We start from the raw sequence: 22,842 nt of genomic DNA, 5'->3' as shown, positions 1-22,842 counted from the left end.
TCGCCTCCGTTCGCCTCAGATGATCAGGATGTCGCTGGCCAGCAGTTCGCCACCGCCCGCGAGAGCAGCGATCACGATCGGATCGGGGCTTGCGCCGACCGTGACATAGCTGAGCCGGCCGCTCGCGGCGTCATAGACGAGGTGGCCGGTGCCGTCCGCCAGCTCGGCTGCCGGAAGGGCGCTGCCGGCATAGGCGCTGAACTGGGTGAACACCCGGCTGTCGAGCACGATGTGATCCTCGCCCGAATGGAAATCGGTGATGGTATCTGCTCCCGACCCTGTGGTGGGGAGCAGATCGATGCGGAAGGAATCCGCGCCATCGCCGCCCGTCAGCCGATCGGTGCCCTTGCCGCCCGACAGGAGGTCGTTCCCCGGGCCGCCGACCAGCACGTCGTCGGCAGCGGTGCCGATGAGCGTGCGCGGACGGTACTCGAAGGTCACGCTTTCGAAGCCGGTGGCGACCATGCCGTTGGCGAACGTGTAGGTGGTGACAGCGCCGACGGTGTGCGTGGTGTAGCTGACCACATCGTCGGCTACGATGACGAGCGTATCCGTGCCGGCACCACCATCGAGCTGGTGGAGGCCGTAGTCGGCCCGCACCGTATCGTTGCCGCTGCCGAAGGTGAGGACATACTCCTCGAAGCCTTTGAGTGCCGAACCGCGCGCCGGCAGGGCGACCGTGCCACCGAGCGCGAGCGTGACGGACAGGCCGGTGTAGGACGAGAGATCGGCGGTGATCCGGTCGTTCCCCTCGCCGCCATCGACGAGGGCGGCCTGCTTGCCGATGGTCACCCGGTCGTCGCCGCGCCCGGCGTCGATCACGTCGCCGTTGCCGCCCTGATCGATGAGCAGGTCGTTGCCATCGCCGAGCGAGACGGTGTCCGCGCCGAGACCGCTGTTCACGCGGTCATCGCCGCTGCCGGTGCTGATGCGGTCCGCGCGTGCGCCGCCGGTGACGGCATCGCTACCCGAACCGGTGGTGATCACGAGCGCCTCGACCGAGGTGAACCGGACCGGTGAGACCGGCCTCGCCGCGCCGGTCCCGGGCAGCGGGAGGGCCGTGAGCAGAACCGAGAGGTGCGCGCTCGAACTGGCCAGATCGATGTCGGCCGTATCAAACCCGAGCCCGCCATCAAGCACGGCTTGCCCGGTGATCGCGCCGACCTTGAGCATGTCGTTGCCGCCCATGCCAGAGATCGTGTCGTTTCCGCCGCCGCCATCGAGCGTGTCGCCCGCATCGCTGCCGACGAGGCGGTCAGCGCCCGTGCCGGCCCGGAGGCCCACCGCGCCGCCGGCAAGGTCTGCGGTGTAGTCGAGCGCTTCAAGGTCGGTGTAGTCGATGCCGGCAAGGGTGCCGGTGCCACCGGCGATGAACACGCCGCGGCCTATCGCGGCGTTGAGGCCGTGGATCTCCAGGGTGTCGGTGCCGGCACCGCCATCGGCGCGGCCGGCGTTGTCGAAGACGAGGCGGTCGTTGCCGGCATTGCCCACGAGCGAATCCAGCGGGGCCGCCGCGCCGGAGGCACCGGTGCCGGGACGCAGGGCGACACCGAGGCCATAGAGCACGTCGTTGCCGCCGCCGCCGAGGATCGTGTCGCTGCCGAGGCCGCCGCGGATCGTGTCGTTGCCAGCACCCGCAGTTACGAAATCGTTCCCATCGGACAGGGCGATATCGAGCACCTCGACGGTGACGAGCTTGAGATCGGGCGCGACCGTGGTGGTGCCGGTGCCGGCCAGGGTGAAGGAGAGCGGCCCGCTCCGGCCGGTATAGGCAAAGCGCACCGTATCGGTGCCCGCGCCGCCCGTCACCACGAGCGGCGAGGCCGGCGGGGTGAGGGTGGGCGCGATGATCACGAGATCATCGCCGAGGCCGCCGAACACGCGGTCCAGCCAGTCGGCGTTGATCGTGTCATCCCCCCGGCCGCCATAGAGCTTGTCGGCACCGGCATCGCCGTAGATCACATCGTTGCCGATGCCCCCGCGGATCGTGTCGTCACCGCCGCCGCCGCGGATGTAGTCATCGTCTAGCTGTGCGAGGTCGATGCCGCTGCGCAGGTTGGCCGGGGCGGTCTCGTCGTCCGGGCCGCCGAAGATGATCTCCGCCTCGTTGCTGCCCTGGATGTGGTCGTTGCCGCCATCGCCGTTGATCAGTGTGACAAAGGCCCCGTAGTTGCCGCCATCGCCGACCGAGATGTCATCGTCGCCGAGGCCGCCTTCGATGCGGTTGGCGCTGTTGGTGGCGATGATCGTGTCGTTGCCATCGCCGCCGAAGGCCTGGTCGCCGCCCAAGCTGGCCGAGCCGCCGGGGGTGGCAAGATCGGTGATGTCGAGAAAATCGTTGCCCGCATCGCCATAGACCCGGTCGCGCCCGGCCCCGCCGATGAGGGTGTCGTCGCCGCTGCGCCCGCTGAGGTTGTCGTTGCCGGCGCCGCCCTTGAGGAGGTCCGCTCCGATGCCGCCACTGATGCGGTCGTTGCCCGCGCCGCCACCGGTCATGCGGATTGCCTCGATACTCGAGAGCACCGTGCCGAAGCTGCCGCCGCCCTCGCCGGGGAGAGTGGTGGTGGTGGTGACCCCGCCGACGGTGGCCTGGAACAGGGTGTCACCCGAACCGGCATCGAGATAGAAGGCCTGATTGGCGCCAAGCTCGTCACCGGCGGGGATGCGGAGATAGAGCGTGTCGTTGCCGCTGCCCCCGTAGTAGTGGGCGCCAAGGCCGCCGACGAGCGCATCGTCGCCTTCCTCGCCATAGAGGTTGTCGCGCCCGCCGCCGCCGTCGAGGTAATCGTTCCCCTTGCCGCCGCGCGCGGTATCGTCGCCCTTGCCGAAGAGGATCGCATCGGCGCCGGCAGTGCCGCGCACGTCGAAGTTTTCGATGCCGACAGCGGTGGTGCCGTTGGTGAGTGTGACATTGCTGTCGTACAGCATGACCTGGGCGCGGTCGAAATCGGCGAACTGGTAGCTCGCGGGCGCGGCCTCGTTGATGGCGGCAACCCCGGCGCCGAGGACGAGAAGATCCTGCCCCTGCTTGGGATCGCTGGTCTTCTCGCCTTCGCCGAAGATCTGCATGCCGGTCATCTTGGCGGTGACGTTGAAGGTATCGCTGCCCGAGCCGCCATGCATGATCGCTGTGGCGGCACCCCAGAACTGGTCGTCGCCATCGCCGCCATAGAGCGTGCCGCCATCGGAGCCGGCATAGAGCCGGTCGTTGCCGGCAACGCCGTTCAGCTCGTCCTTGCCGGTGCCGCCGCGCAGCACGTCGTCGCCGTCGTCGCCCGTGGCGACATCCTTCACGCCGTCCTTGTCGTCGACGTAGATCGTGTCGTTGCCGGCGTCGCCGCTGACCACGTCGCTGCCGCTGCCGGCGCGGATCGTGTCGTTTCCGACGCCGCCGTCGATACCGTCGTCGCCGGCATCGCCAAAGAGCTGGTCATCGCCCGCACCGCCCGAGACGACATCGTTGCCGCCATCGCCATGGATCGTGTCGACGCCGTCCCGCCCGAGGATGGTGTCGTCGCCGCCCGCGCCGCTGAGGATATCGTTGCCGCCGCGCCCGTCGAGGGTATCGGCTCCCTTGCTGCCGGTGAAGACGTCCTTCGCAACGCTGCCCTTGAGCGTGAAGGTCTCGATCCCCTCGTACGTGACAGCGGGCCGGCTCGCGGTCGCGGCAAGAAGGGTGCCGGTGCCGCTGTCCGCCAGCGAGACGCTGACGCCCTTGGTGTGGAACAGGAAGTCGGCGGTGAGCTCGTCGTTGCCGGTGCCGCCGCGCACGGTCTGGCCGCCGAGGACCGAGACGACCAGCAGGACCTGGTCGTCGTCCGCGCCGCCGTCGTAGGTGCCGGGGCCCCCGGCCTCGATCCGGTCGTTGCCCGCGCCGCCGGTGATGACCTCGGGCTTCGTCGCCAGCGCGGCCTCGCTGTAGAGCAGGTCGTTGCCGGCCCCGCCATCGATGGTGTCCGAGCCCTTGCCGCCGTGGATCTCGTCATCGCCGGCGCCTCCGGAGATCGTATCGTTACCCTCGCCGCCATAGATGAGGTTGCGATCGGCATTGCCGATGACGGTGTCATCGCCGGCGAGGGCGTCGACCATTGGCTGCTTGTCGGCCATGGTGATCGTCTCGCCGGCATCGGTGCCGGTGACCGCGACATGGGTATCGACCACACTGACCATGCCGGGCAGCGTGATCGTGTAGTCGGAGCCCTTGTGGCCGATTTCCTGGGTGACCTTGAACAGCTCGAACTCGTCCGGGTGGTAGAGCCAGTGTTCGAACTTCTTCTCGTCGATGAAGATCGGGTTCACGATCAGCTTGAAGTAGAGCAGCCCCAGTTCGATCGTGGCGCGGGCATCGAGCGCGACCGTGCTGTCGGAATGGAGGTGGAGCGTATAGGTCTCGGTGATCCGGGTGCCGAGCCGGTCCCCTTGCGAGAAGGGCAGGCTGACGGTGCTGCCATAGGCGACGCTCTGGTCGAAGATGGTGGTGTAACCGTCGCCCGCCGACCGTTCCTCAACCTTGACCGCGCTGTCGACCCCGGCGAGCGTGACCTTGAGGTCCTGCGCAAGGCCGAGATGCATGTTGAGCGAGAGGTGGAGGAGTTCCCATTCGAGGATGACATCGAGCGGATCGCTGGCAAGCAGCTGGACGCCGCCGCGCAGCACCTGGCCGATCACCGGCACGAATTCGAGCGGCATGATCTTGAGCAGGCCGATATCGGGCCCGACACCGCTGCTGGTCGCCGTCGCCCCGACGCCGCCCGAGGCCGAAACTGCAAGATCGGGCAGGCGCGGAGCGGTGAGCGATCCGTAGATCCCCTTGGTATCATAGACGGACGGCGGATCGCCCTGATCGAGTTTGAACAGGCTGGTGTAGCTGTCGAGCGACTTTGAAAAGAAGAAGTCCGAGCTGTTCTTGTAGACCGACCCCAGCGGGGTGTAGATATCGATGTCCTTGAAACCGATATCGAAATTGCCCGAGGTCTTGACGCCGAGGCCGAGCACGGTCTCGCCATTCTGGGGCAGGACATTGTGTACGCCGAAGGTGAACTGGGCCTTGGCGGTGTTGAGATCGTAGGCGCCGTAGAGATCGACACGGCCGTCCCCGTTGGCATCGAAGGTGGCGTCGAACGCCTTGGTGCCCGAGGCGCTGGCCTGAGTCTGGCCTAGGTTGAAGGTGTAGTTGAGGGCAAGGCCGAAGCTGAAATCGGCGAAGAACTTGGCCTTTGCGCCAAACCCGGCGGCCCCTGCATCGATATCGATGTAGTTCGTGCCCGGCGTGTGCGAGGTGAACGGGATTGCCGAGATGATCTGGTCGATCTGGGCATCGCTGAAGCTCGAGAGGCCGAGGTGGAAATCGGCCGGATCGAGGAGGACGATATCCTCGCCGCCCGGGCCGGTGCCCCAGTTGTCCTTCAGATCCGAGAGCGTATCGGGCATTGGCTGTGATCTCCCGCGAACACGTTCTGCCGGCGTGCAACGCAGTTCGGGCGCAGGATCCGGCTTTGGCCCTTGGGATAGGGGATTGTGCCATAAGCAAATACCCCCGGTTTGGGGTATTGGCGGGCTTGCCTGCGGCGCGGTTCCCATGCCAACTGGAGCAATCGGGCCGCATCCCAGAAAAAACGACGATCCTGCTTTCCTGTGCACATCCACGTGGAGCATTCGCGGTCCCATGCCATCCGCCCAGACCCATCTGAAGCACTTGCGCCTGATCGCCGCGCTGGGGCTGCCCGCGCATCAGTCGATCGGCCTGATGGCGGCGGAGATCGAGCGGATGATCGGCTGCTCGTTCGTCAATTTCTTCTGGGTCGATCCGCAGGGACAGCCGGTGGACGCATGGATCCGCGAGGTCATTCCCGCCGCGATGGACGCCTATGTCGGCAGCCATGCGGCGCTGCAAAACGATCCGCATGAGCCCACGCTCGACAAGTATGTGGCGCAGGGCCTGCGCGTGGGCGCGGGCGAGCGGATCAGCAGCGGGCCGGACTTTGCGCGCACGGTGGTCTACAATGAAGTGTTCCGGCCCTATCGCATCGCGAGTTCGCTCGACCTTGTCGTGCGCGATCCTTCCGGGCAGGCGCGCGGTGTGCTGATGGTCAACCGCGCCACCAGCAGCACTGCCGGCAATCGCAGCGAAAGAGCGCTGCTCTCGGCTCTGCACGATCATGTCCTCGCCGCGATTTCGCCATGCGGGGCGCAGGCGGATGGTGCCTTTGCCGCCGGGACCGACGAGAGCGGCACCTTTCTGGTCGATGCGGCGGGGCGGATCGAGTATGCGGCCGGCACCGCGGTCACCCTCGCGGCGCAGCACGCCGGGTTGCGGCTCGCGCCCGGGGTGATGCTGGGCGCGCTGGGCGAACGGCTGACCCCGGCGCTCCATGCCCTGCTCGACCGGGCCATCGCGGTCACGCGCGGGCTGCCGTCGCCGCCGCCTTACGAGGTGCGCCGCACCCCGCAGGGCGAGATCGCGGCGCGCGTGATGCCGTGCCGGCGGGGCAGCGCGATGCCTGCCGCCGAGGATGGTGCGGACGAGCGCTACATGGTCAGTCTGGAACGGCGCCCGCCGATCGGCGCGGTGGTGCTGGGGCGGGCGGCGGCGTTGCCGCTGAGCGCGCGCGAGCGGGAACTGGCGGTGCTGCTGGCGCTGGGCCAGTCCCCGGCCGAGGCGGCGCGGCGTATGGCGATTTCGCTGGCGACGCTGCGGACCTATCTCAAGTCCGTCTATGCGCGGACCGGCGTCAGCGGCCGCGAGGGTCTGGTGGCGCAGCTGCGCGGGATCTGATTGGCCTCAGGCCTTCCGGTCTCGACGTCTTCCCGTCTTGCCAGTGGCGTTGGCCGCGATCAGTTGCTACAAGAAACGCAATAACGGAATGGCAAGGGGAGTCCGCAACGTGGCGATCGTGGCGAAGGTGAATGGGAAGCCGGTGAGCTTCGAGGCCGAACCGGATACGCCGCTGCTCTGGGCGATCCGCGAGGAGCTGGGGATGACCGGCACCAAGTTCGGCTGCGGCATCGCCGCCTGCGGGGCGTGCAGCGTGCATATCGACGGCGAGATCACGCGCTCGTGCAGCGTGCCTGTGAGTGATGTGGCCGGCAAGTCGATCACCACCATCGAAGGCCTGGCGGCTGCCGACGGCACCCTGACCGCGCTGCAACAGGCCTGGATCGAACATCAGGTGCCGCAGTGCGGCTATTGCCAATCCGGCCAGATCATGGCGGCGGCGGCGCTGCTGGCGAAGACGCCGAAGCCGAGCGATGCCGATATCGACGCAGCGATGACCAACATCTGCCGCTGCGGGACCTATCCCCGCATCCGCGCCGCAATCCACTCCGTTGCGGGCACCAGCCCCGCGACCGCAGCCTGAGGAGCGCGCAGATGGGCATGATCCGCAGAACATTCCTGATCGGCGGCGCGGCACTGGTTGGCGGCGGCATCTTCGCGGTGCAGTACGGCGACAGTTCGGCGCGCTCGCAGGCGGGCAAGCTGACCGATGGCAAGGACGGCCACAACTTCGGCACCTGGCTGCGCATCGGCGAGGACGACACCGTCACGCTCTATTCGCCGCACACCGATATCGGACAGGGTTCCAACACCGGCCTCGCGCAGATGCTGGCCGAAGAGCTCGATGCCGACTGGAGCAAGCTCTCGGTCGTTTCGGCACCGGCGGAATCGGCTTTTGCCAACGTGGTGCTGGGCAAGGGCTTCCTTTCGGAAATGAGTGGCTATCCCGGTATCATCGGGGCGATGCCGATGTCCTTGCTGGGCATGGTGGCGCGGCAATTGAACCTGCAGATCACCGGCGGCTCCTCGGCGCTGCGCTTCACCGGGCAGCAGGGGCTGCGCGTGCTGGGCGCAGGCACGCGTCAGGCGCTGATCGAGACGGCGGCGGGGCGCCTGGGCGTGCCGGCGGGCGAACTGACCACGGCGGACGGCAAGGTGCTCCACGCGAAGTCCGGCAAGGCGCTCCGCTATGGCGAACTGGCGGCGGAGGCGGCAACGCGCAGCCTCTCGGCCAAGGTGGCGCTGAAGGACCCCAAGCAATTCAAGCATATGGGCAAGTCCGTCCCGCGCTTCGACATTCCGGCCAAGGTCAACGGCACCGCGCAATACGGCATGGACGTGGCGAAGCCCGGCATGCGGGTCGCAACCGTGATTGCGGCGCCCGTGCGCGGGGGCAAGCTGATCTCCGTCGATCAAAAGCCGGCGATGGCCGTGGCGGGGGTCGAGAAGGTCATCAGCCTCGAGAGCGCGGTCGTGGTCGTCGCCAAGGGCTACTGGCAGGCGCTCAAGGGCGCGCGAGCGCTGGCGCCCAAGTTCAGCGATGGCGGGCACGGCCTGATTTCCACCGCCACGATCTTCGCCGAGCAGGACAAGCTGCGCGCCGAAGGCAAGCCGACCAAGACCGCGGGCGACGGCGATGTCGATACGGCGCTTAAGGCCGCGGGCGTGAAGGTGATCGAGGCCGATTACAAGATGCCGTTCCTCCACCACGCGATGATGGAGCCGTTTGCGCTGACGGCCCACTACAAGGACGGACACCTCGATGTGTGGGGCGGGATGCAGGACCCGCTCGGCGCCAAGGCGGCTGCGGCGAGCGCGGCGGGCCTCGGCGCGGACAAGGTGACGTTCCACCCCATGCTGATCGGCGGCAGCTTTGGCCGCCGCCTGCCGATGTATATGGAAATCGTGGATCAGGTCGCGCGGGTCGCCATGCAGGTGCCCTATCCGGTCAAGATCATCTGGTCGCGCGAGGAGGAAGTCTCGCAAGGGGCCTATCGTCCGCAAAGTTCGGCCAAGTTGACGGCGGCGCTGGGCGGGGACGGCAAGATCGCCGCCTGGCGCAACGATTTCGCCCAGCCCGAAGACGGCCTGCGCGAAGTGCCGTTCTTCTATGATGTGCCCGCCGTCGCGCGGCGGCATTTCAAGCAGGTCTCGAACCAGACGGTGGGCGCATGGCGCTCGGTCAACGCGACGCAGCACGGCTTCACGACCGAGAGCTTCATGGACGAGCTGGCCCATGCGGCGGGCGCCGATCCGGTGGCGTTCCGCCTCAGGCACCTCAAGCCCGGGCGGCACCGGACGGTGCTGGAGGAAGTGGCGAAGCGCAGCGGCTGGGGCTCGCCGCTCGAGCCGGGCCGGGCGCGCGGTGTGGCCATGGTCGAGTGCTTCAACACGATCGTCGGGCAGGTGGTCGAGGCTTCGCTGGCCGAGGACGGCACGCCCAAGGTCCACAAGGCGTTTGCGGTGGTCGATTGCGGCACGGTGGTGAACCCCAAGGCCGCCGAGGGGCAGATCCTTGGCGGGCTGGTGATGGGGCTTTCCTCCGGCATTGGCGAGGCGATCACGCTGGAGAAGGGCGCGGTGCAGCAGAGCAACTTCAGCGACTATGAAGTGCTGAAGCTGGCGAATGCGCCGGTGGTCGACGTGCACTTCATCGACAGCGGCGCGGAAATGGGCGGGATCGGCGAACCGGGCCTGCCACCGGCGACGCCCGCCTTGGCGAATGCGCTGTTTGCGCTGACGGGCAAGCGGGTGCGCGCGCTGCCGATCAAGGACCAGGCGAAGGCTTGAGGCGCGGGCAAGCGGGACCCCGGGTCAAGCCCGGGGGGGGACGGTCTAGCTCCCTCTCCGTTCGTCATTCCCGCCTTCGCGGGAATGACGAGGGGGAGGTTGTTGTTCACGGCGTGACCGGAACCTTGCCTTCCGCAATGTTCCAGCCCCGGAGAGCAATGCTGGCAGGCTTGGCACCGACGGGAACACGTACGGTAAGCGTGCGCATCTCGCCGGGCATCAGCGAGGCGTAGTTGTCCTCGAAGTAGGCCGGGAGGACGCGCGCACCGGCCTTATCGAGCACCGTCAGCTTGATCGCGAGCGCGGGGGTCTTGCCGGTGTTGGCGAGCGTGACCGTAAGCGGGCGGTCCGCGCCCTGTGGCTGACCCGAAGCGGCCTTGAGGTTGATCGTGGCGGCGGGCATCGCGTTCAGTTCCCGGTAGGCGGCGGGATCGCGGCCGCGCCAGTACAGATTGCGACTGAGGACGGCGCCTTGTCGGTCGACGAGGTCCAGCGCGGCGAGGACCATGCCGCCCTTGGCGATGAGCGGGGCGAGATCGACCACGCCCGCAGCTGTGGCCGCATTGGCCGGGGCCGTGAGCGACTGTTCCGTCTGCAACAGCGTCCTGCCCGCCAGATCGGTAACGCGCACCCTTGCCGTGAGGCCCGCTAGATCGCCGCGCGTGGTGTTGATCACCATCAGCCGGTTATCAGGGAGATTGAGCTGCACATGCACCGGCTCTGCCCCGGCCCGCGCGCCGTAATAGGCGGCGTGGGTGTCCATGTCGGAGCTGTAGAGCTGCCAGGCGTTCGAGGGCCACGAAGGGTGGGTCATCCAGAACAGGCGGCCGGAGTTCTTCGTCCAGAGGTGGCCGACGAACCCTTCCATCATCGCCTTGTGCGTCTCGAGGTTCATCATCTGCGCCTTGCGCTCGAAATCGGCGAGGCTGGTGGCGGGGCCGAACATGGTGTTCAGCGTATCCATGAACGTACGCGTGTCGCCATTCCCGCTGAAATGCCAGTCGTGGTAGGCCATGGTATCACCCATCGGCCAGCGGTCGGCGGCGGGGACGCTGGCTGCGATGGCTTCACGCGTGGCGAGCGAGGGGGTTCCGGTTTCGACCGAGAAGCCCGCGGCAAGATCGGTGAAATAGCCTTCGGGCGGGCGGTAGTTGTAGGGGCCGCTGCCCTGCAGGTTCACGACGTTGGAGGAGCCAGTGTACCAGCGGGTCCCGTCGAGCTTTTGCACCAGCGCATCGAGGCCTTCGTTCAGCGCGGGATAGGGCACGCCCTCGTTGCGGCCGAACCAGACCACGATGCTGGGGTGATTGCGATAGCGCGCGATGGTATCGGCCGCGTTGGCGAGGAATAGTTGCGGGTCTTCGGGTTCGATCTGGAAATCCTGCGTGGACTGCCAGAAATCGTTTAGGATCATCATGCCGTTCTCGTCGGCCAGATCGTAGAACGCGGGCTCGGTGTTGTTGCCCATCCAGTTGCGGATCACGTTCATGTGGGCTTCGCGCTCGAGCCGGAAATAGGGTTCGAGTTCAGCCCGGCCAAAACGCTTCATCGCATCGTCCATGCCCCAGCTGCCGCCGCGCGCGGCGATGCGGACGCCGTTGACGCGCAAGGTGAGGTGAGGGAGCTGGATGGAGGGCGCGACGGGGCGGACGGCGGCGGACTTTTCGCCTGCGGGCGTCAGGCTCTGCGCCCAGCCAAGCGGGGTCTGCTTGATCGCGCTGTGGCGCACGTCGATCAGCGGGCGTTCGCCGGGCCTCGCATCAGTGGGATCGACTTCGACGCGGTTCAGGCGGCCTGCCTGATCGAAGAGCGAGAGTTCGTAGCTCACCTCGCGGATGCCGAAGCGCAAGGTGCGCGTGTCCGAGGGTTGGCCTTCGGCCGCTGCGCTAAGCGTGAGCGTGTAGAGCGCGGGATCGCCATAGCCATTGGGCCACCACAGGCGCGGGTTTGCGATGTGGAGCGCGGCGTCGGTCTGCGGTGAGAAGGTGACCGTGGTTTCGCCGGGGGCGGCGGTCATCGTGCGGGCAAGGGTGATCTCGCCCACCTTGGCCGTGACGGTGAGCGGGATCGGTTGGCTTCCGGGATTGATTACCGGAACCGTGATTGTCACGTCCGCGCTGTCCGTGCGGGGGAGCGGGAGATCGGTGACGACGTGCGGATCGCCGAGCCGGACGGGGCCAGTGGCTTCGAGGGCGACGCCTTGCCACAGGCCGGTGTTGCGGTCGCGGATGCCCGGGATCCAGTCCCAGCCTTCGGTGGCGACAAACGTCGGCCCGTCGATGGCGAGCTGGCCGCCGTTGTCGCCGACGCCGCCCTTGACCGATTGTTCGTGCGGGATGCCGGGGTGGGGCGGCGGGCTGACACGGATGGCGACGACGTTTTCGCCGGCCACGGGTGTGAAGGCGAAGCGGCCGCGGGCGAAGGCCCCCTTCATCGCGCCGGCGCGCTCACCGTTGATCCAGATTTCGGCGGCGTAGTTCACCCCGTCGAAGCGCAGGGCAAGGGCCTTTCCGGAGGCTTCGGGAGGCACGGTGAAGCTGGCGCGGTACCAGTAGTCCTGCCGGGCAAGGCTTTCCGGAATCGCGAGATTGTTGAGGCCGTAATAGGGGTCCGGATAGATCCCGCGATCTACCATGGTGGCAAGGACGGTGCCGGGCACGCGGGCAGCGAGCCACCTGGCGGTGTCAACTCCGGAGCGCGAAAGCGCGGCGGGGTCGGCGGGGCCGAGATCGGGGGCGGGGATCAGCTTCCAGCCACCCACTTGCCACTGGCCGGAGGCGACGGGGACGAGCGCGGGCTGGGGCACGACCGGTATCGCGCGCGGTGTGCTGGGCGGCGTGTTGGACCGGGGGAGCAGCCAGGGGTCCTGCTGTTCGGTGAGGCCGATATTGGCCTTGCGCTGAAACGGCCAGCCGGCGCCGACATCGCGGAACTGGACGGCGGCGAAATCGGGGCGCGCGGCGAACAGCGCGGCGGGATCGCGTGCGGTGTCGTCAAGCTGGGCGGCGGCGAGCGATCCGGCGAAGTGGGGTTGGCCGGGGAGGGGCGGCGCGATTGCGATCTTCGGGGCGATGCGCGGGCCGGTGGCGGGTGTGGCGAGGGCTTGCTGTGCTGCTGGTTTGCCATCGACAACGAGGCGCGCGGTCTTGCCATCGAAGGTGGCGGCGAGGTGGGTCCACCGTCCGGCCGCGAGCGGTGCGGAGGCAGTCAGCAAAGTTGTTCCGAGCCGCAGGGCAGGGCGGCCGTCGAGCAGGACGAGCGCGCGGCCCTGTTCGATCAGGGTGACTTCGCCGGGCAGGATGCGGTCGGGCTTGACCCATGCCGAGAGCGTGAACGGCGCATTGGCGGCGAGCACTGCGCTGCCGGATGGCAGGTCGTGCTCGATGCCGATGCCGCCTTCAAGGATGCGGACGTTGTAGGGGCCGCCGCCATCCGGGACTTCGGCATAGACCGGCGAGGCATTCAGTGCGCTGGCGGCAATGAGGAAAGACGCCAGATGGCGCGAAGTTCCGGGCATTCCTTTTTCCTCCCCGCGCCGCACCGTTGATTGGCCGGACGTCTGACAACGCAATCAATTGTAATTGACATAGTCCATTTAAAATGCATAATAAATGCATTAATTTCCCGACGACTTGCACCCTGCGATGATATCGCCCTTGGTGCCCAGCGTCACGCTGGCAAGGCCGAAGGACAGCGGGCCGCGTGTGGCGATGACGAACGGGCTGGAGACAGCGTTACTGGCCGAACCGGCGGGCAGCAGGCACTTGAGCGGGACGGCCAGTGTCTGCCACTGGCCAAGCGGCAGGGCCGCCAGTTCCGGAAGGGCAAGGGGCGCGGCGCAGGGGCCGCTGCCGCAGCGTGCGGCAAGCGTGACCGGCGCGCCGGGCCTTGCATCGAGCTTCACTGTTACCAGCAGCAGGACGTCGCCGTTTGTCTCGCGCGAAAGATCGCGAGGGCTCGCGGCTTCCAGCGCGATCGTGGCGGGTTCCGCCCCCTTGCCGACCACGATGCGGCGCGCGCCTTCCTGCACGTCCTTGTCGATGGCGGTGATCGCGATGCGCCCGCCGGGGGTCGCGGCGGGGACCGGGCCGACAACATGTGGCGCGGCCGCAGGGTCGGTCAGCACGAGCGACCAGCCGGTCTGGGCCTGTCCGCGCTGGAGATAGACGCCGGGCACGGCTTCGGCGGCGACGCCGGGGTCTTCGGGCAGCGGCGTCCACGGCGCGGGGCCGCCAGACATTGCAAGGCCATAGCCATAGGCGAAGAGCGGATCATCGCCGGAACGCGCGCTGCGCGGCCATGCGGTGGGCAGGCGGCCGGTGAAGTCTGCGCCGTCTTTCGCGTAAAGCACATCGGCGAGGCCGCCGCCTTCCGAACCCGGCAGCCACGCGACGACGAAGGCATCGGCGGCGTTGAGTTCAGGGTTCACGAACAAGGGCCGGCCGGTAAGCATGACCGCGACGACCGGGATGCCCTGCGCTTTCAGCGCCTTCATTGTTGCGAGCGGGCCGGTGAGATCGGAGCGCAACTGGAGCGAGCGGATATCTCCCTGGAATTCGGCGTAGGGCATTTCGCCGAAGACGACGACGGCGGCATCGGGTTTTTGCGAGAAGCGGCCATCGGGCGCGAGTTGTGCGCTGCCGCCGGTGGCTTCGGTGGCGGACTTGAGCCCTTCCCAGAGCGTGGTTGCGCCGGGGAACTGATCGCGCGTGAGGCCGGTGCCCTGCCAGCTGATCGTCCAGCCGCCGGACTGGCGGGCAACATCGTCTGCGCCGTCACCCGCGACGAGCAGGCGGGCGCCCTTCCTGAGTGGCAGGATACCGGTGTTCTTGAGCAGGACCAAGGACTTGCGCACAGCTTCGCGCGCGATGGCGCGGTGTTCGGGGCTGCCGAGGAGCTGCCACTGGCCGGAGAGCGGGCGGGTGGAGGGGGCACCCATCTCGAACAGGCCGAGACGTGCCTTCACGCGCAGGATGCGGCTCACCGCATCGTCGAGGCGGGCCATGGGGACGGTGCCGTCCTGCACCTGACGGAGGAGGCTGGCGTGGAGCGGCTTCCAGCTGTCTGGCGCCATGTACATGTCGACCCCGGCGAGGAGCGCCTGCGGGCAGCTCGCGTTTGTGCAGCCGGCGATCTGGCCGTGGGCGTTCCAGTCTGTCACCACAAAGCCGCCGAAGCCGAGACGGTCCTTGAGCACATCGGTGACGAGGCCCCGGTTGCCGGCGATCTTGACGCCGTTCCAGCTGGAGAAGCTGGTCATCACCGTGGCGACCCCATTCTCGATCGCGGGGAGATAGGGCGCACCATGGACAAGGCGCAGTGTGGCCTCGTCGATTTGCGCATCGCCCTGATCGTGGCCATCCGTGGTGCCGCCATCGGCGAGGAAGTGCTTGGTGCTGGCGATGACGTGGGGGCCGGCAAGCACGCGGTCGGTGGTGGCGGCGCCCTGCAGCCCGCGCACCATGCGGCCGACGTAGCTGGCAACAAGCGCCGGGTCGGAGGAGTAGCCTTCGTAGGCCCTGCCCCAGCGGTAGTCCTGCGGGACGGTGACGGTGGGGGCGAAGGTCCATTCCTGCCCGGTGACGCGGATCTCGGCGGCGGTGGCGGCGCCGATCTTCTCGATGAGATCGGGATCGCGCATCGCGCCGAGGCCGACGTTGTGCGGGAACAGCGTGGCACCGATGATGTTGGAATGACCGTGGACCGCGTCCGTGCCCCAGATCACGGGGATGGCAGGGCAGCCGGGGCGGCCGCGCATCGAGGCGGCGTAGAACAGGTCGGCATACTTCAGCCAGTCGCGCGCCGGAGCGAGGTCGTTGTTTCCGGGTCCGGAGTTGCCGCCGTTGAGCACCGAGCCGAGATTGTACCTCGCGACGTCCTCGGGCGTGAGGCTGGCGATATCGCCCTGGATCACCTGACCGACCTTGCAGGCGGGGTCCATCTGCCTGAGCAGTGCGGCAATTTTCGCCTCGTCGGCATCGGTCACCACCTTGGGCCAGGCGATTCGCGGCCATTGTTCGGGGTGAACGTTCGCAGCCGAACCGGGGGGCGCGGCGGGAGGGGCCGCTAGGATAGCGGCGGGTGCGATTGTGGCGGCGAGGACCATGGCCGAGGCCCGCATCGCAAGTGACCCGGTCAGGCGCGAAATCCGCTTCATTCCTTGGCGTTCCTCTCGATTTTTCCGCTCGGCCGAATCCGCCGGCTTGCCTTAATAATGCATTATGATAATATAAAATGAATGACAACGTTGACAATACGGCGGACTTGATCGTATTTCAACCTTGCGACGCAGACCGGCTCGCGGAGCGCCATCGCGGCAACCCGGTGGGGCCGGTCGTCAGGAAAAACGGGTGACGCCCTCCAACGGGTGCGGCCGTTCAACAAGGAGGGGAACTCTCATGTCTCAAGGTACTGCAAGGGCGAGGTTTGCCCTGTCCCGACACGCTCTGCTGGGCGCCGCTTCGACGCTGGCGCTGTTTGTTTCCGGCCATGCCGCCGCGCAGGCGGCCCCGCAGCAGACCGCGCAGGCGGATACCGCCACCAGCGATGAAAGCGCTGCGCCGATCGTCGTCACCGGCTTCCGCCAATCGCTGGCCGCCGCGCTTGATGCCAAGCGCAATTCGAACCTCATCATCGAATCGGTGAGCGCCGAGGATATCGGCAAGTTCCCCGACCAGAACATCACCGAATCGCTGCAGCGCCTGCCCGGCATCCAGATCGACCGCGAGAACGGGCAGGGCACCAAGGTGCGCATCCGCGGCCTCGAGCAGAACCTGACAGTGCTCAACGGCGAGCTGTTCGTGACGGGCCAGGAAGTGTTCAAGGTGGGCGAGGGCAACTTCACCCGCACCGACAGCCTTGAAAGCGTGCCTTCGGAACTGATCGGCGGCGTCGAGGTGTTCAAGTCGCCCAATGCCTCGCTGCTCGAGGGCGGCCTTGGCGGCATCGTCAACCTGAAGACGCGCAATCCGCTCGATCTCAAGAACGGTCTGACCGTGGCGGGCAACGCGCGGCTCAACAAGGCCTCCGGGATCGATGGCTGGAAGCCGACCGGCGCGATCGTGGCGAGCTACAATTTCAACGACAAGATCGGCATCATTCTCTCGGGCAGTTACAGCAAGACGAACGGCCACTACAACATTCTGGGCGGTGAGAACCGCGGCAACTGGGCGTTCGGTGCAGGCCGGCGCGATACCGCGACGGTGCCGACCAACTACTATGCGCCCGAATACCGCTATGTGACCGACCGCGACCAGTATCGCACGCGCTGGGGTGTTTCGGCGGGCCTCGCGTTCCGCCCGACCGATACGCTGAGCATGGACCTCCAGTATTTCCACTCCGACCTCAAGGTGGACACGCGCGAGGGTTCGGTGAAGTTCCCGTTCGGCCAGGGCGAAAGCCTGGGCCTGCTGCCGGGCTACAAGATCGACAGCAACGGCGTGCTGGAGAGCGGCACGATCCGCGCGCAATCGGCCGAGGCGATCTCGGTGGTGGATGAATCCAGCATCAAGTCCGACAACGTGCAGTTCGGCACCAAGTTCGACAACGGCTCGAACTTCCGCGCCAATGTCGAGGCGACCTATTCGAACGGCACGCTGTTCCGCGATGTGGCCAACAATGACGTGCGCTTCACCAAGTACACCGTGCGACAGGGCACCGTGGGCGGGCCGCTGGTGAACGGCGTGGCGCTGAACAGCGCGGCTCCAGCCACGTTCGACTTCACCTACAAGAACGGTGATTTCCCAACGTTCGGCATCGCTCCTGGCAGCCCGGCTGACCTGTTCAGCAACCCGGCCAACGGCTTCTTCAAGTCGCACTGGGCCTTCGGCGACCGCTCGAAGATCAAGGGCCATTCGATCCGCACCGATCTGGCCTGGGATGTCGATCCTTCGGAGAAGGGCAAGATCACGCTGAGCGCGGGCTTCCGCTATGGCCAGCGCTCGGTGGACTTCACCTCGGGCCGCTATCTGGCGGACTATTCGGGCAAGGGCGAGATCGACGCGACCAAGATCCCGCTGGCCGAGCGCGACCCCACCTTCAACTACAACTACACGCCCTATGGCTACTTCCAGGACGGCGCGATCGGCTACAAGATCTGCGACCTGCCGGAAGCCAACAAGCCAGCCGCGTTCAAGGGTTGCAGCCGCTTCGGCAATTCGCCTGCGCTGATCACGCCGTATGATACGTTCACCAGCAATGCTGGCCGCGTCGAGACGCTGCTCAACCCCAATGTTCCGGGCGGCAAGTTGCTGATCCAGAACCGGGCGCAGATGGTGAATGCGCTCAAGTGGATCCAGAACCTCTACCCCTCGACGCCGTTCAGCTTCTTCGAGGATCCGCTGCAGACCTTCTTCGTGAAGGAAGAGACCAAGACAGGCTATGTCATGGCCGATATCGGCGGCAAGGATGACGGCTTCCACGTGAACGTGGGCCTGCGCATCGTCGATACCAAGCTGAAGGTGGACCAGAACCAGGGCACCGCGAACCCGACCTACTGGGGCACCGACAGCTGGAACGGCGTGGTCAAGGACTTCGACACCTCGAGTGTCGAGCGTTCGTACACCGACTTCCTGCCCAGCGTGAACGTGGTCGTCGATGCGGCGCAGGACATCAAGGTGCGTGCCTCGGCGGCGCGTGTCACCTCGCGCCAGCCGCTGTTCGATCTCGGCCGCGGGTTTGCGACCGACTTCACCCGCGACGCGGCGACCGACAAGTTCCTGTTCACCAGCGGCAGCCGCGGCAACGCCGCGCTCGATCCCTACCGTGCCTACCAGTTCGATCTGGGCGTCGAATACTACTTCGGCCGGCAAGGCCTGCTTTCGGCGGGCGTGTTCTGGAAGGAAGTGGACAGCTTTGTCGTCACGCAGACCGTGCCGGTCTTCGTGAACGACCAGGCGGGCGGGCGCATCGGCCCCGTCTCGCAGCCGGTCAACGGCTCGGGCGGCCGGGTCAAGGGCTTCGAACTGGCGGCGCAATACGCCTTCCCGTTCGGCCTCGGCTTCACCGCGAACTACACCTTCTCCGACACGAGCACCGAGTTCAGCAACGACTTCGAGAAGGGCCTGCCGCTGCCGGGTGTTTCGAAGCATTCGTTCAACGGGCAGGTCTACTTCGAGAAGCACGGGTTCGCGGCGCGAGCCTCCTACTCGTGGCGCTCTAAGTCGTACCTCGGCAACTTCGGCTTCGGCGATGGCGGCGTGACACGCACGCTGGGCATCTACCAGAAGCCCTATGGCCAGCTGGACGGGCAGGTTTCCTACCAAGTGACGCCGAACTTCAACGTGTTCGTCGAAGGGATCAACCTGAACAAGGAAAACACCAAGACCTACCTGCAGTTCCCCGAGCTGCCGTTCCGGTATGAATCGGGTTCGCGCCGCATCTTCGCCGGTGTGAAGTTCAACTTCTGACGTTTGCTCCACCTCCCTCGGAGCCTCTTGGGGGGAGGGCCATTGCCGGCCTTCCCCCCTTTCTTGTGCTGGATGCGGTGCGGCCCTTGTTTCACGGGCGGTTGACCGCCAGCATCGGACCGGACCAATGATGACCCCTGATCCCTTGCGCTCGATCCTGATCGTCGGTGGCGGCACGGCCGGATGGTCCGCGGCGGCCCTGCTGTCGGCGGTGCTCGCGCCCCGGTTGGCGGCGGCCGGATGCCGGATCACACTGATCGAATCGAGCGATGTACCCACCGTCGGCGTGGGCGAGGCGACAATCCCGCCGGTGTTCGAGTTTCTGGCGAACTGCGGTTTGGATGATATTGATTTCATTCGGCATTGCCAGGCGACGTTCAAGCTGGCGATCCGCTTTGACGACTGGCGGGAGCGGGGCCATTCTTATTGGCACCCGTTCGGCAATCTGGGCGTGACGATCAACCAGCGACCGTTTCACCACTATTGGTGGAAGAACAAGGCAGCGGGGCACGACGAGAGCGTGGCCGACCTGTGCCCAGCGATTGCGCTGGCGGAGGACGGCAAGTTCGCGTTTCCGCCGCCGGACGGGAGCTATCCGGGCGGCGCGCTCAACTATGCGCTGCATTTCGACGCAGGGCTGGTGGCGGAATATTTGAGGCTGCATTCCACCGCGCGCGGGGTGGAGCATGTGGACGCGCGGATTGCCGGGGCCGAATTGGCCGCTGACGGTTCGGTTGCGGCGGTGCGCCTGCAGGACGGGCGGCGGATAGAGGCGGATTTCTTCATCGACTGCTCGGGTTTTCGCGGGCTGCTGATCGAGGAAACGCTCCACGCGGGCTATGAGGACTGGACGAAGTGGCTGCCCTGCGACCGCGCGGTGGCCATGCCGACGGCCACGGTGGGACCGCCTGCGCCCTATACCATTTCGGCGGCGCATGAGGCGGGATGGCGCTGGCGCATTCCGCTGCAATCGCGGGTGGGCAACGGCTACGTCTATTCAAGCCGCCATATCAGCGACGATGAGGCGGCGCACACGCTGCGCGGCGCGGCATCGGGCGATGGCAAGGGCGAGGCGCTGGCCGAGCCGCGGTTCCTGCGCTTCACCGCCGGGCACCGCAAGGCGATGTGGGTGAAGAACTGCCTTGCCGTGGGGCTTTCGAGCGGGTTTCTCGAACCGCTGGAATCGACGAGCATTCATCTCATTCACACCGCGCTGAACCGGCTGCTGGACTATTTCCCCGACCAGCAGTGCGATCCCGCGCTGGCGGCGGCCTACAACCGCGAGGCGGCGGACGAATATGCGCATATCCGCGATTTCCTGCTGCTCCACTACATGCCCAACCAGCGGCATGGCGAGCCGTTCTGGGACGAGATCAGGGCGAACCCCTTGCCGGACAGTCTGGCCGCGAAGCTGGACCTGTTCCGCCGCACCGGGCGGATCGTTTCGCGGCGGCGCGAACTGTTTGCCGATATCAGCTGGTTCTTCGTGGGCGCGGGGATGGGGATCGTGCCGGATGCGCTTGATCCGCTGGCCGATGCGGCCGATTTCGACGAGGTGCGGCGCGTGATCGGGCAGATCCGCGACGTGATGGGCCGCTACCGCGCGGCAGCACCGACGCATCAGGCCATGCTGGCGCGGCTGCTCGATCCGGCGCTCAAGGGGCGGCCGAACTTCAGTCAAACTTGGGGCGGAGCCGGGGGCGGGGCATGATAGCGGGCCTCGAACTGGGCGGCACCAAGTGTGTGGCCACGCTGGCAAATGGGCGCGAAGTGATCGACCAGCGCCGCGTGCCGACGCGCGAGGCCGCGTCCACGGTTGGCGATCTTACGGCGATCCTCGACGAATGGGTGGCCACTGATCAAGTTGAGGCCATCGGCGTCGCTGCGTTCGGGCCGATCCGTACTGATCCGGAAGCGGTTGATTTCGGGACTTTTCTGGCGACGCCCAAGCCCGGCTGGCAGGGCTTTGGCCTCTTTGCGCACCTCACGGAGCGGTACGGGCTGCCGGTGGGGCTCGACAGTGATGTCAACGGTGCGGCGCTGGCGGAAGGGCGCTGGGGCGGCGCGGTGGGCATGGCCAACCACGCCTATGTCACCGTGGGCACCGGGGTTGGCGTGGGGCTCGTCGTGGGCGGGCGCACGATGGCGGGCCGCGCGCATAGTGAAATGGGCCACATTTTCGTCGACCGCGGTGCCGGCGACGACGCGCCCGGAATCTGCCCGTTTCACGGGGCCTGTGTCGAAGGCCTGATATCCGGTCCGGCTCTCGCTGTGCGGACCGGGGCAGCGGGTGAGGCACTGGACGAATTGCATCCGATATGGAATCCCTTCGTCCATGTTCTTGCACGGCTCGTCCATACCATCGTGTTGACCGGGGCACCCGAACGCGTCGCGCTGGGCGGTGGCGTACTGGCCGGCCGGCCCGGTATCTTGGCGCGGGTCGAGGCAGCGGTGCGCCAGAGCCTTGGCGGCTATGCGCAGGCTTCGTTTGCGGTCGGTGCGCCGGTGCTGGGCGATCAGGCCGGGCCGCTCGGCGCACTGGCGATTGCGCTCGATCGGCTGGAGGGTGCGGGCGCGTGAACCTGGGACTGATGCGCAGCGGCTATCGCGGCGCGACAATCGAGGATGCCGGGGCGCACAACACCCGGATCGTGCTGCGGGCGATCCGCGCCCAGGGCATGCTGACCAAGGCCGAACTTGCCCGGCAGACAGGTCTGGCCCACCCGACCGTGACCAACATCACCCGCCGGCTGATTGAACGCGGCCTGCTGCGCACCGCAGGCATGCAGCGCGGCGGACGTGGCCAGCCGGCGACGCGGCTGGTCATCAATGCCGAGGGCGCGCACGCCATCGGGATCAATGTCGACCGCGACCACATCACCATGGTGTTGGCCGACTTCGCCGGAACAGTGAAGGCACGGCTCGATCAGGACGTGGCGTTTGCCCTGCCCGAGCAGGTGCGCGGCTTCTATCGCCGCAATCTCGACCGGCTGCTTGCCATGGCGGGTGTCGCAGCAGAGGCGATCACCGGGATCGGCCTCGCGCTCCCGGACGGGCTGGGCGTGGTCGATCTGCCCGGAATGCCGGGCGATTACGCGCAGTGGTCCGCAACCAATCTCGAAGGGCTTTTCGCAGAGCCGCTGGGCAGTCCGATCTTTATCGAAAACGATGCGGCGGCGGCGGCCATCGGCGAAATGCAGTTCGGGCGCGGGCAGCGCGAACAGAGCTTCTTCTATGTGCTGATCAGCTATGGCCTCGGCGGCGGGCTGGTCGTCGGCGGGCAGCACGACCGGGGCGCGGACGGGCGCAGCGGCGAGATCGGCTTCATGACGGTGCCTTCGGACACCGGGGCCATGGTGCCGTTGCAATCGGTCGTCTCGATCGCCGGGCTCAACAAGCGCCTCGCTGCGGCCGGGCGTCCGCCCTTTGCCCATGGTGAGGCGATTTCCGCGGATCCCGTGCAGCAGCGGATCCATGACGACTGGATCGAAGAATGCGCGCGGGCGCTGGTGCAGCCGCTGGTGGCGGTGAACCTCCTCATCAACCCCGGCGTGGTGCTGGTTGGCGGACGACTGCCGATGCCGCTGCTCGAGCGGCTGACCCAGCGCACCAACCTCCTGCTGCGCAGCGGCGGGCGCGATGCTCCGGCGATTGCGCCGGTCATGCCGGCGGCGCTTGCCGAGGATGCCTCGGCCGTGGGGGCCGCGCTGCTGTCTTTCGACGACCTCGCGCTGGCGGGTGAGGCAGGCTGAAAAAACGCGCGGCGGGCGCACCCACACACAGTACGTCATTCCCGCGAAGGCGGGAAATCAGAGCGGCAGTCGCCATGCATGTGGCTCTGGACCCCCGCCTTCGCGGGGGTGATGAAGG

The 22,842-nt window shown here is 67.0% G+C and carries 10 protein-coding genes; 7 read left to right on the top strand and 3 right to left on the bottom strand.

Features of this window, described 5'->3' with window-relative positions; translation table 11 throughout:
• Positions 1–15 precede the first annotated feature (15 nt).
• Positions 16–5,430 (bottom strand): beta strand repeat-containing protein, encoded by a 5,415-nt coding sequence (locus tag AQZ52_RS13505; RefSeq protein ID WP_067911692.1) that lies wholly within the window; start codon positions 5,428–5,430, stop codon positions 16–18.
• 235 nt (positions 5,431–5,665) lie between these two features.
• Between AQZ52_RS13505 and AQZ52_RS13500 the strand changes: the two genes are divergently transcribed.
• The 3 genes from AQZ52_RS13500 to AQZ52_RS13490 all read left to right on the top strand — a co-directional run bounded on the left by AQZ52_RS13500 (position 5,666) and on the right by AQZ52_RS13490 (position 9,565).
• The gene (locus tag AQZ52_RS13500; RefSeq protein WP_067911689.1) at positions 5,666–6,775 is read left to right on the top strand and encodes a helix-turn-helix transcriptional regulator; all 1,110 of its coding nucleotides are present in this window, start codon (positions 5,666–5,668) and stop codon (positions 6,773–6,775) included.
• 88 nt (positions 6,776–6,863) lie between these two features.
• Positions 6,864–7,358 carry a (2Fe-2S)-binding protein gene (locus AQZ52_RS13495; protein ID WP_067911686.1) on the top strand — a complete coding sequence of 165 codons (495 nt, stop codon included), beginning with the start codon at positions 6,864–6,866 and terminating at the stop codon, positions 7,356–7,358.
• A 17-nt stretch (positions 7,359–7,375) separates the two neighbouring features.
• Positions 7,376–9,565: a xanthine dehydrogenase family protein molybdopterin-binding subunit gene (locus AQZ52_RS13490; protein ID WP_240481632.1), complete on the top strand. Its 2,190-nt coding sequence runs from the start codon at positions 7,376–7,378 to the stop codon at positions 9,563–9,565.
• 106 nt (positions 9,566–9,671) lie between these two features.
• On the opposite strand, the gene AQZ52_RS13485 is transcribed toward AQZ52_RS13490, so the two are convergent.
• Together AQZ52_RS13485 and AQZ52_RS13480 are read right to left on the bottom strand one after the other, a co-directional pair.
• The gene (locus tag AQZ52_RS13485) at positions 9,672–13,082 is read right to left on the bottom strand and encodes a glycoside hydrolase family 2 (RefSeq protein ID WP_067911683.1); all 3,411 of its coding nucleotides are present in this window, start codon (positions 13,080–13,082) and stop codon (positions 9,672–9,674) included.
• A gap of 99 nt (positions 13,083–13,181) precedes the next feature.
• Positions 13,182–15,722, bottom strand: a complete 2,541-nt coding sequence (locus tag AQZ52_RS13480) for a glycoside hydrolase family 3 protein (RefSeq protein ID WP_067911681.1) — start codon at positions 15,720–15,722, stop codon at positions 13,182–13,184.
• A gap of 241 nt (positions 15,723–15,963) precedes the next feature.
• On the opposite strand from AQZ52_RS13480, the gene AQZ52_RS13475 reads away from it, so the two are divergent.
• The 4 genes from AQZ52_RS13475 (at position 15,964) to AQZ52_RS13460 (ending at position 22,724) form a co-directional block, all read left to right on the top strand.
• Positions 15,964–18,972, top strand: a complete 3,009-nt coding sequence (locus AQZ52_RS13475) for a TonB-dependent receptor (RefSeq protein ID WP_082697946.1) — start codon at positions 15,964–15,966, stop codon at positions 18,970–18,972.
• Between the two features lie 127 nt (positions 18,973–19,099).
• A complete protein-coding gene (locus AQZ52_RS13470; RefSeq protein ID WP_156424933.1) occupies positions 19,100–20,683 on the top strand; it encodes a tryptophan halogenase family protein in 1,584 nt (527 codons plus the stop codon).
• Complete coding sequence (locus AQZ52_RS13465; RefSeq protein WP_067911678.1) at positions 20,680–21,552, top strand: ROK family protein; 873 nt, start codon at positions 20,680–20,682, stop codon at positions 21,550–21,552. The genes AQZ52_RS13470 and AQZ52_RS13465 overlap by 4 nt, the downstream gene beginning before the upstream one ends.
• Positions 21,549–22,724, top strand: a complete 1,176-nt coding sequence (locus AQZ52_RS13460) for an ROK family transcriptional regulator (RefSeq protein WP_156424932.1) — start codon at positions 21,549–21,551, stop codon at positions 22,722–22,724. The genes AQZ52_RS13465 and AQZ52_RS13460 overlap by 4 nt, the downstream gene beginning before the upstream one ends.
• The last annotated feature ends 118 nt before the right edge of the window (positions 22,725–22,842 follow it).

The organism is Novosphingobium fuchskuhlense, assembly GCF_001519075.1.
In the GTDB taxonomy this organism is placed as follows: domain Bacteria; phylum Pseudomonadota; class Alphaproteobacteria; order Sphingomonadales; family Sphingomonadaceae; genus Novosphingobium; species Novosphingobium fuchskuhlense.
This window is presented reverse-complemented; position numbering and strand designations above follow the sequence as displayed.

Bases quoted from the DNA above. Each gene is read 5' to 3' on its own strand.
- AQZ52_RS13500 (WP_067911689.1), top strand. From the start codon at position 5,666: ATGCCATCCGCCCAGACCCATCTGAAGCACTTGCGCCTGATCGCCGCG.
- AQZ52_RS13490 (WP_240481632.1), top strand. From the start codon at position 7,376: ATGATCCGCAGAACATTCCTGATCGGCGGCGCGGCACTGGTTGGCGGC.
- AQZ52_RS13470 (WP_156424933.1), top strand. From the start codon at position 19,100: ATGATGACCCCTGATCCCTTGCGCTCGATCCTGATCGTCGGTGGCGGC.
- AQZ52_RS13495 (WP_067911686.1), top strand. From the start codon at position 6,864: ATGGCAAGGGGAGTCCGCAACGTGGCGATCGTGGCGAAGGTGAATGGG.
- AQZ52_RS13465 (WP_067911678.1), top strand. From the start codon at position 20,680: ATGATAGCGGGCCTCGAACTGGGCGGCACCAAGTGTGTGGCCACGCTG.
- AQZ52_RS13485 (WP_067911683.1), bottom strand. From the start codon at position 13,082: ATGCCCGGAACTTCGCGCCATCTGGCGTCTTTCCTCATTGCCGCCAGC.
- AQZ52_RS13480 (WP_067911681.1), bottom strand. From the start codon at position 15,722: ATGAAGCGGATTTCGCGCCTGACCGGGTCACTTGCGATGCGGGCCTCG.
- AQZ52_RS13505 (WP_067911692.1), bottom strand. From the start codon at position 5,430: ATGCCCGATACGCTCTCGGATCTGAAGGACAACTGGGGCACCGGCCCG.
- AQZ52_RS13475 (WP_082697946.1), top strand. From the start codon at position 15,964: ATGTCTCAAGGTACTGCAAGGGCGAGGTTTGCCCTGTCCCGACACGCT.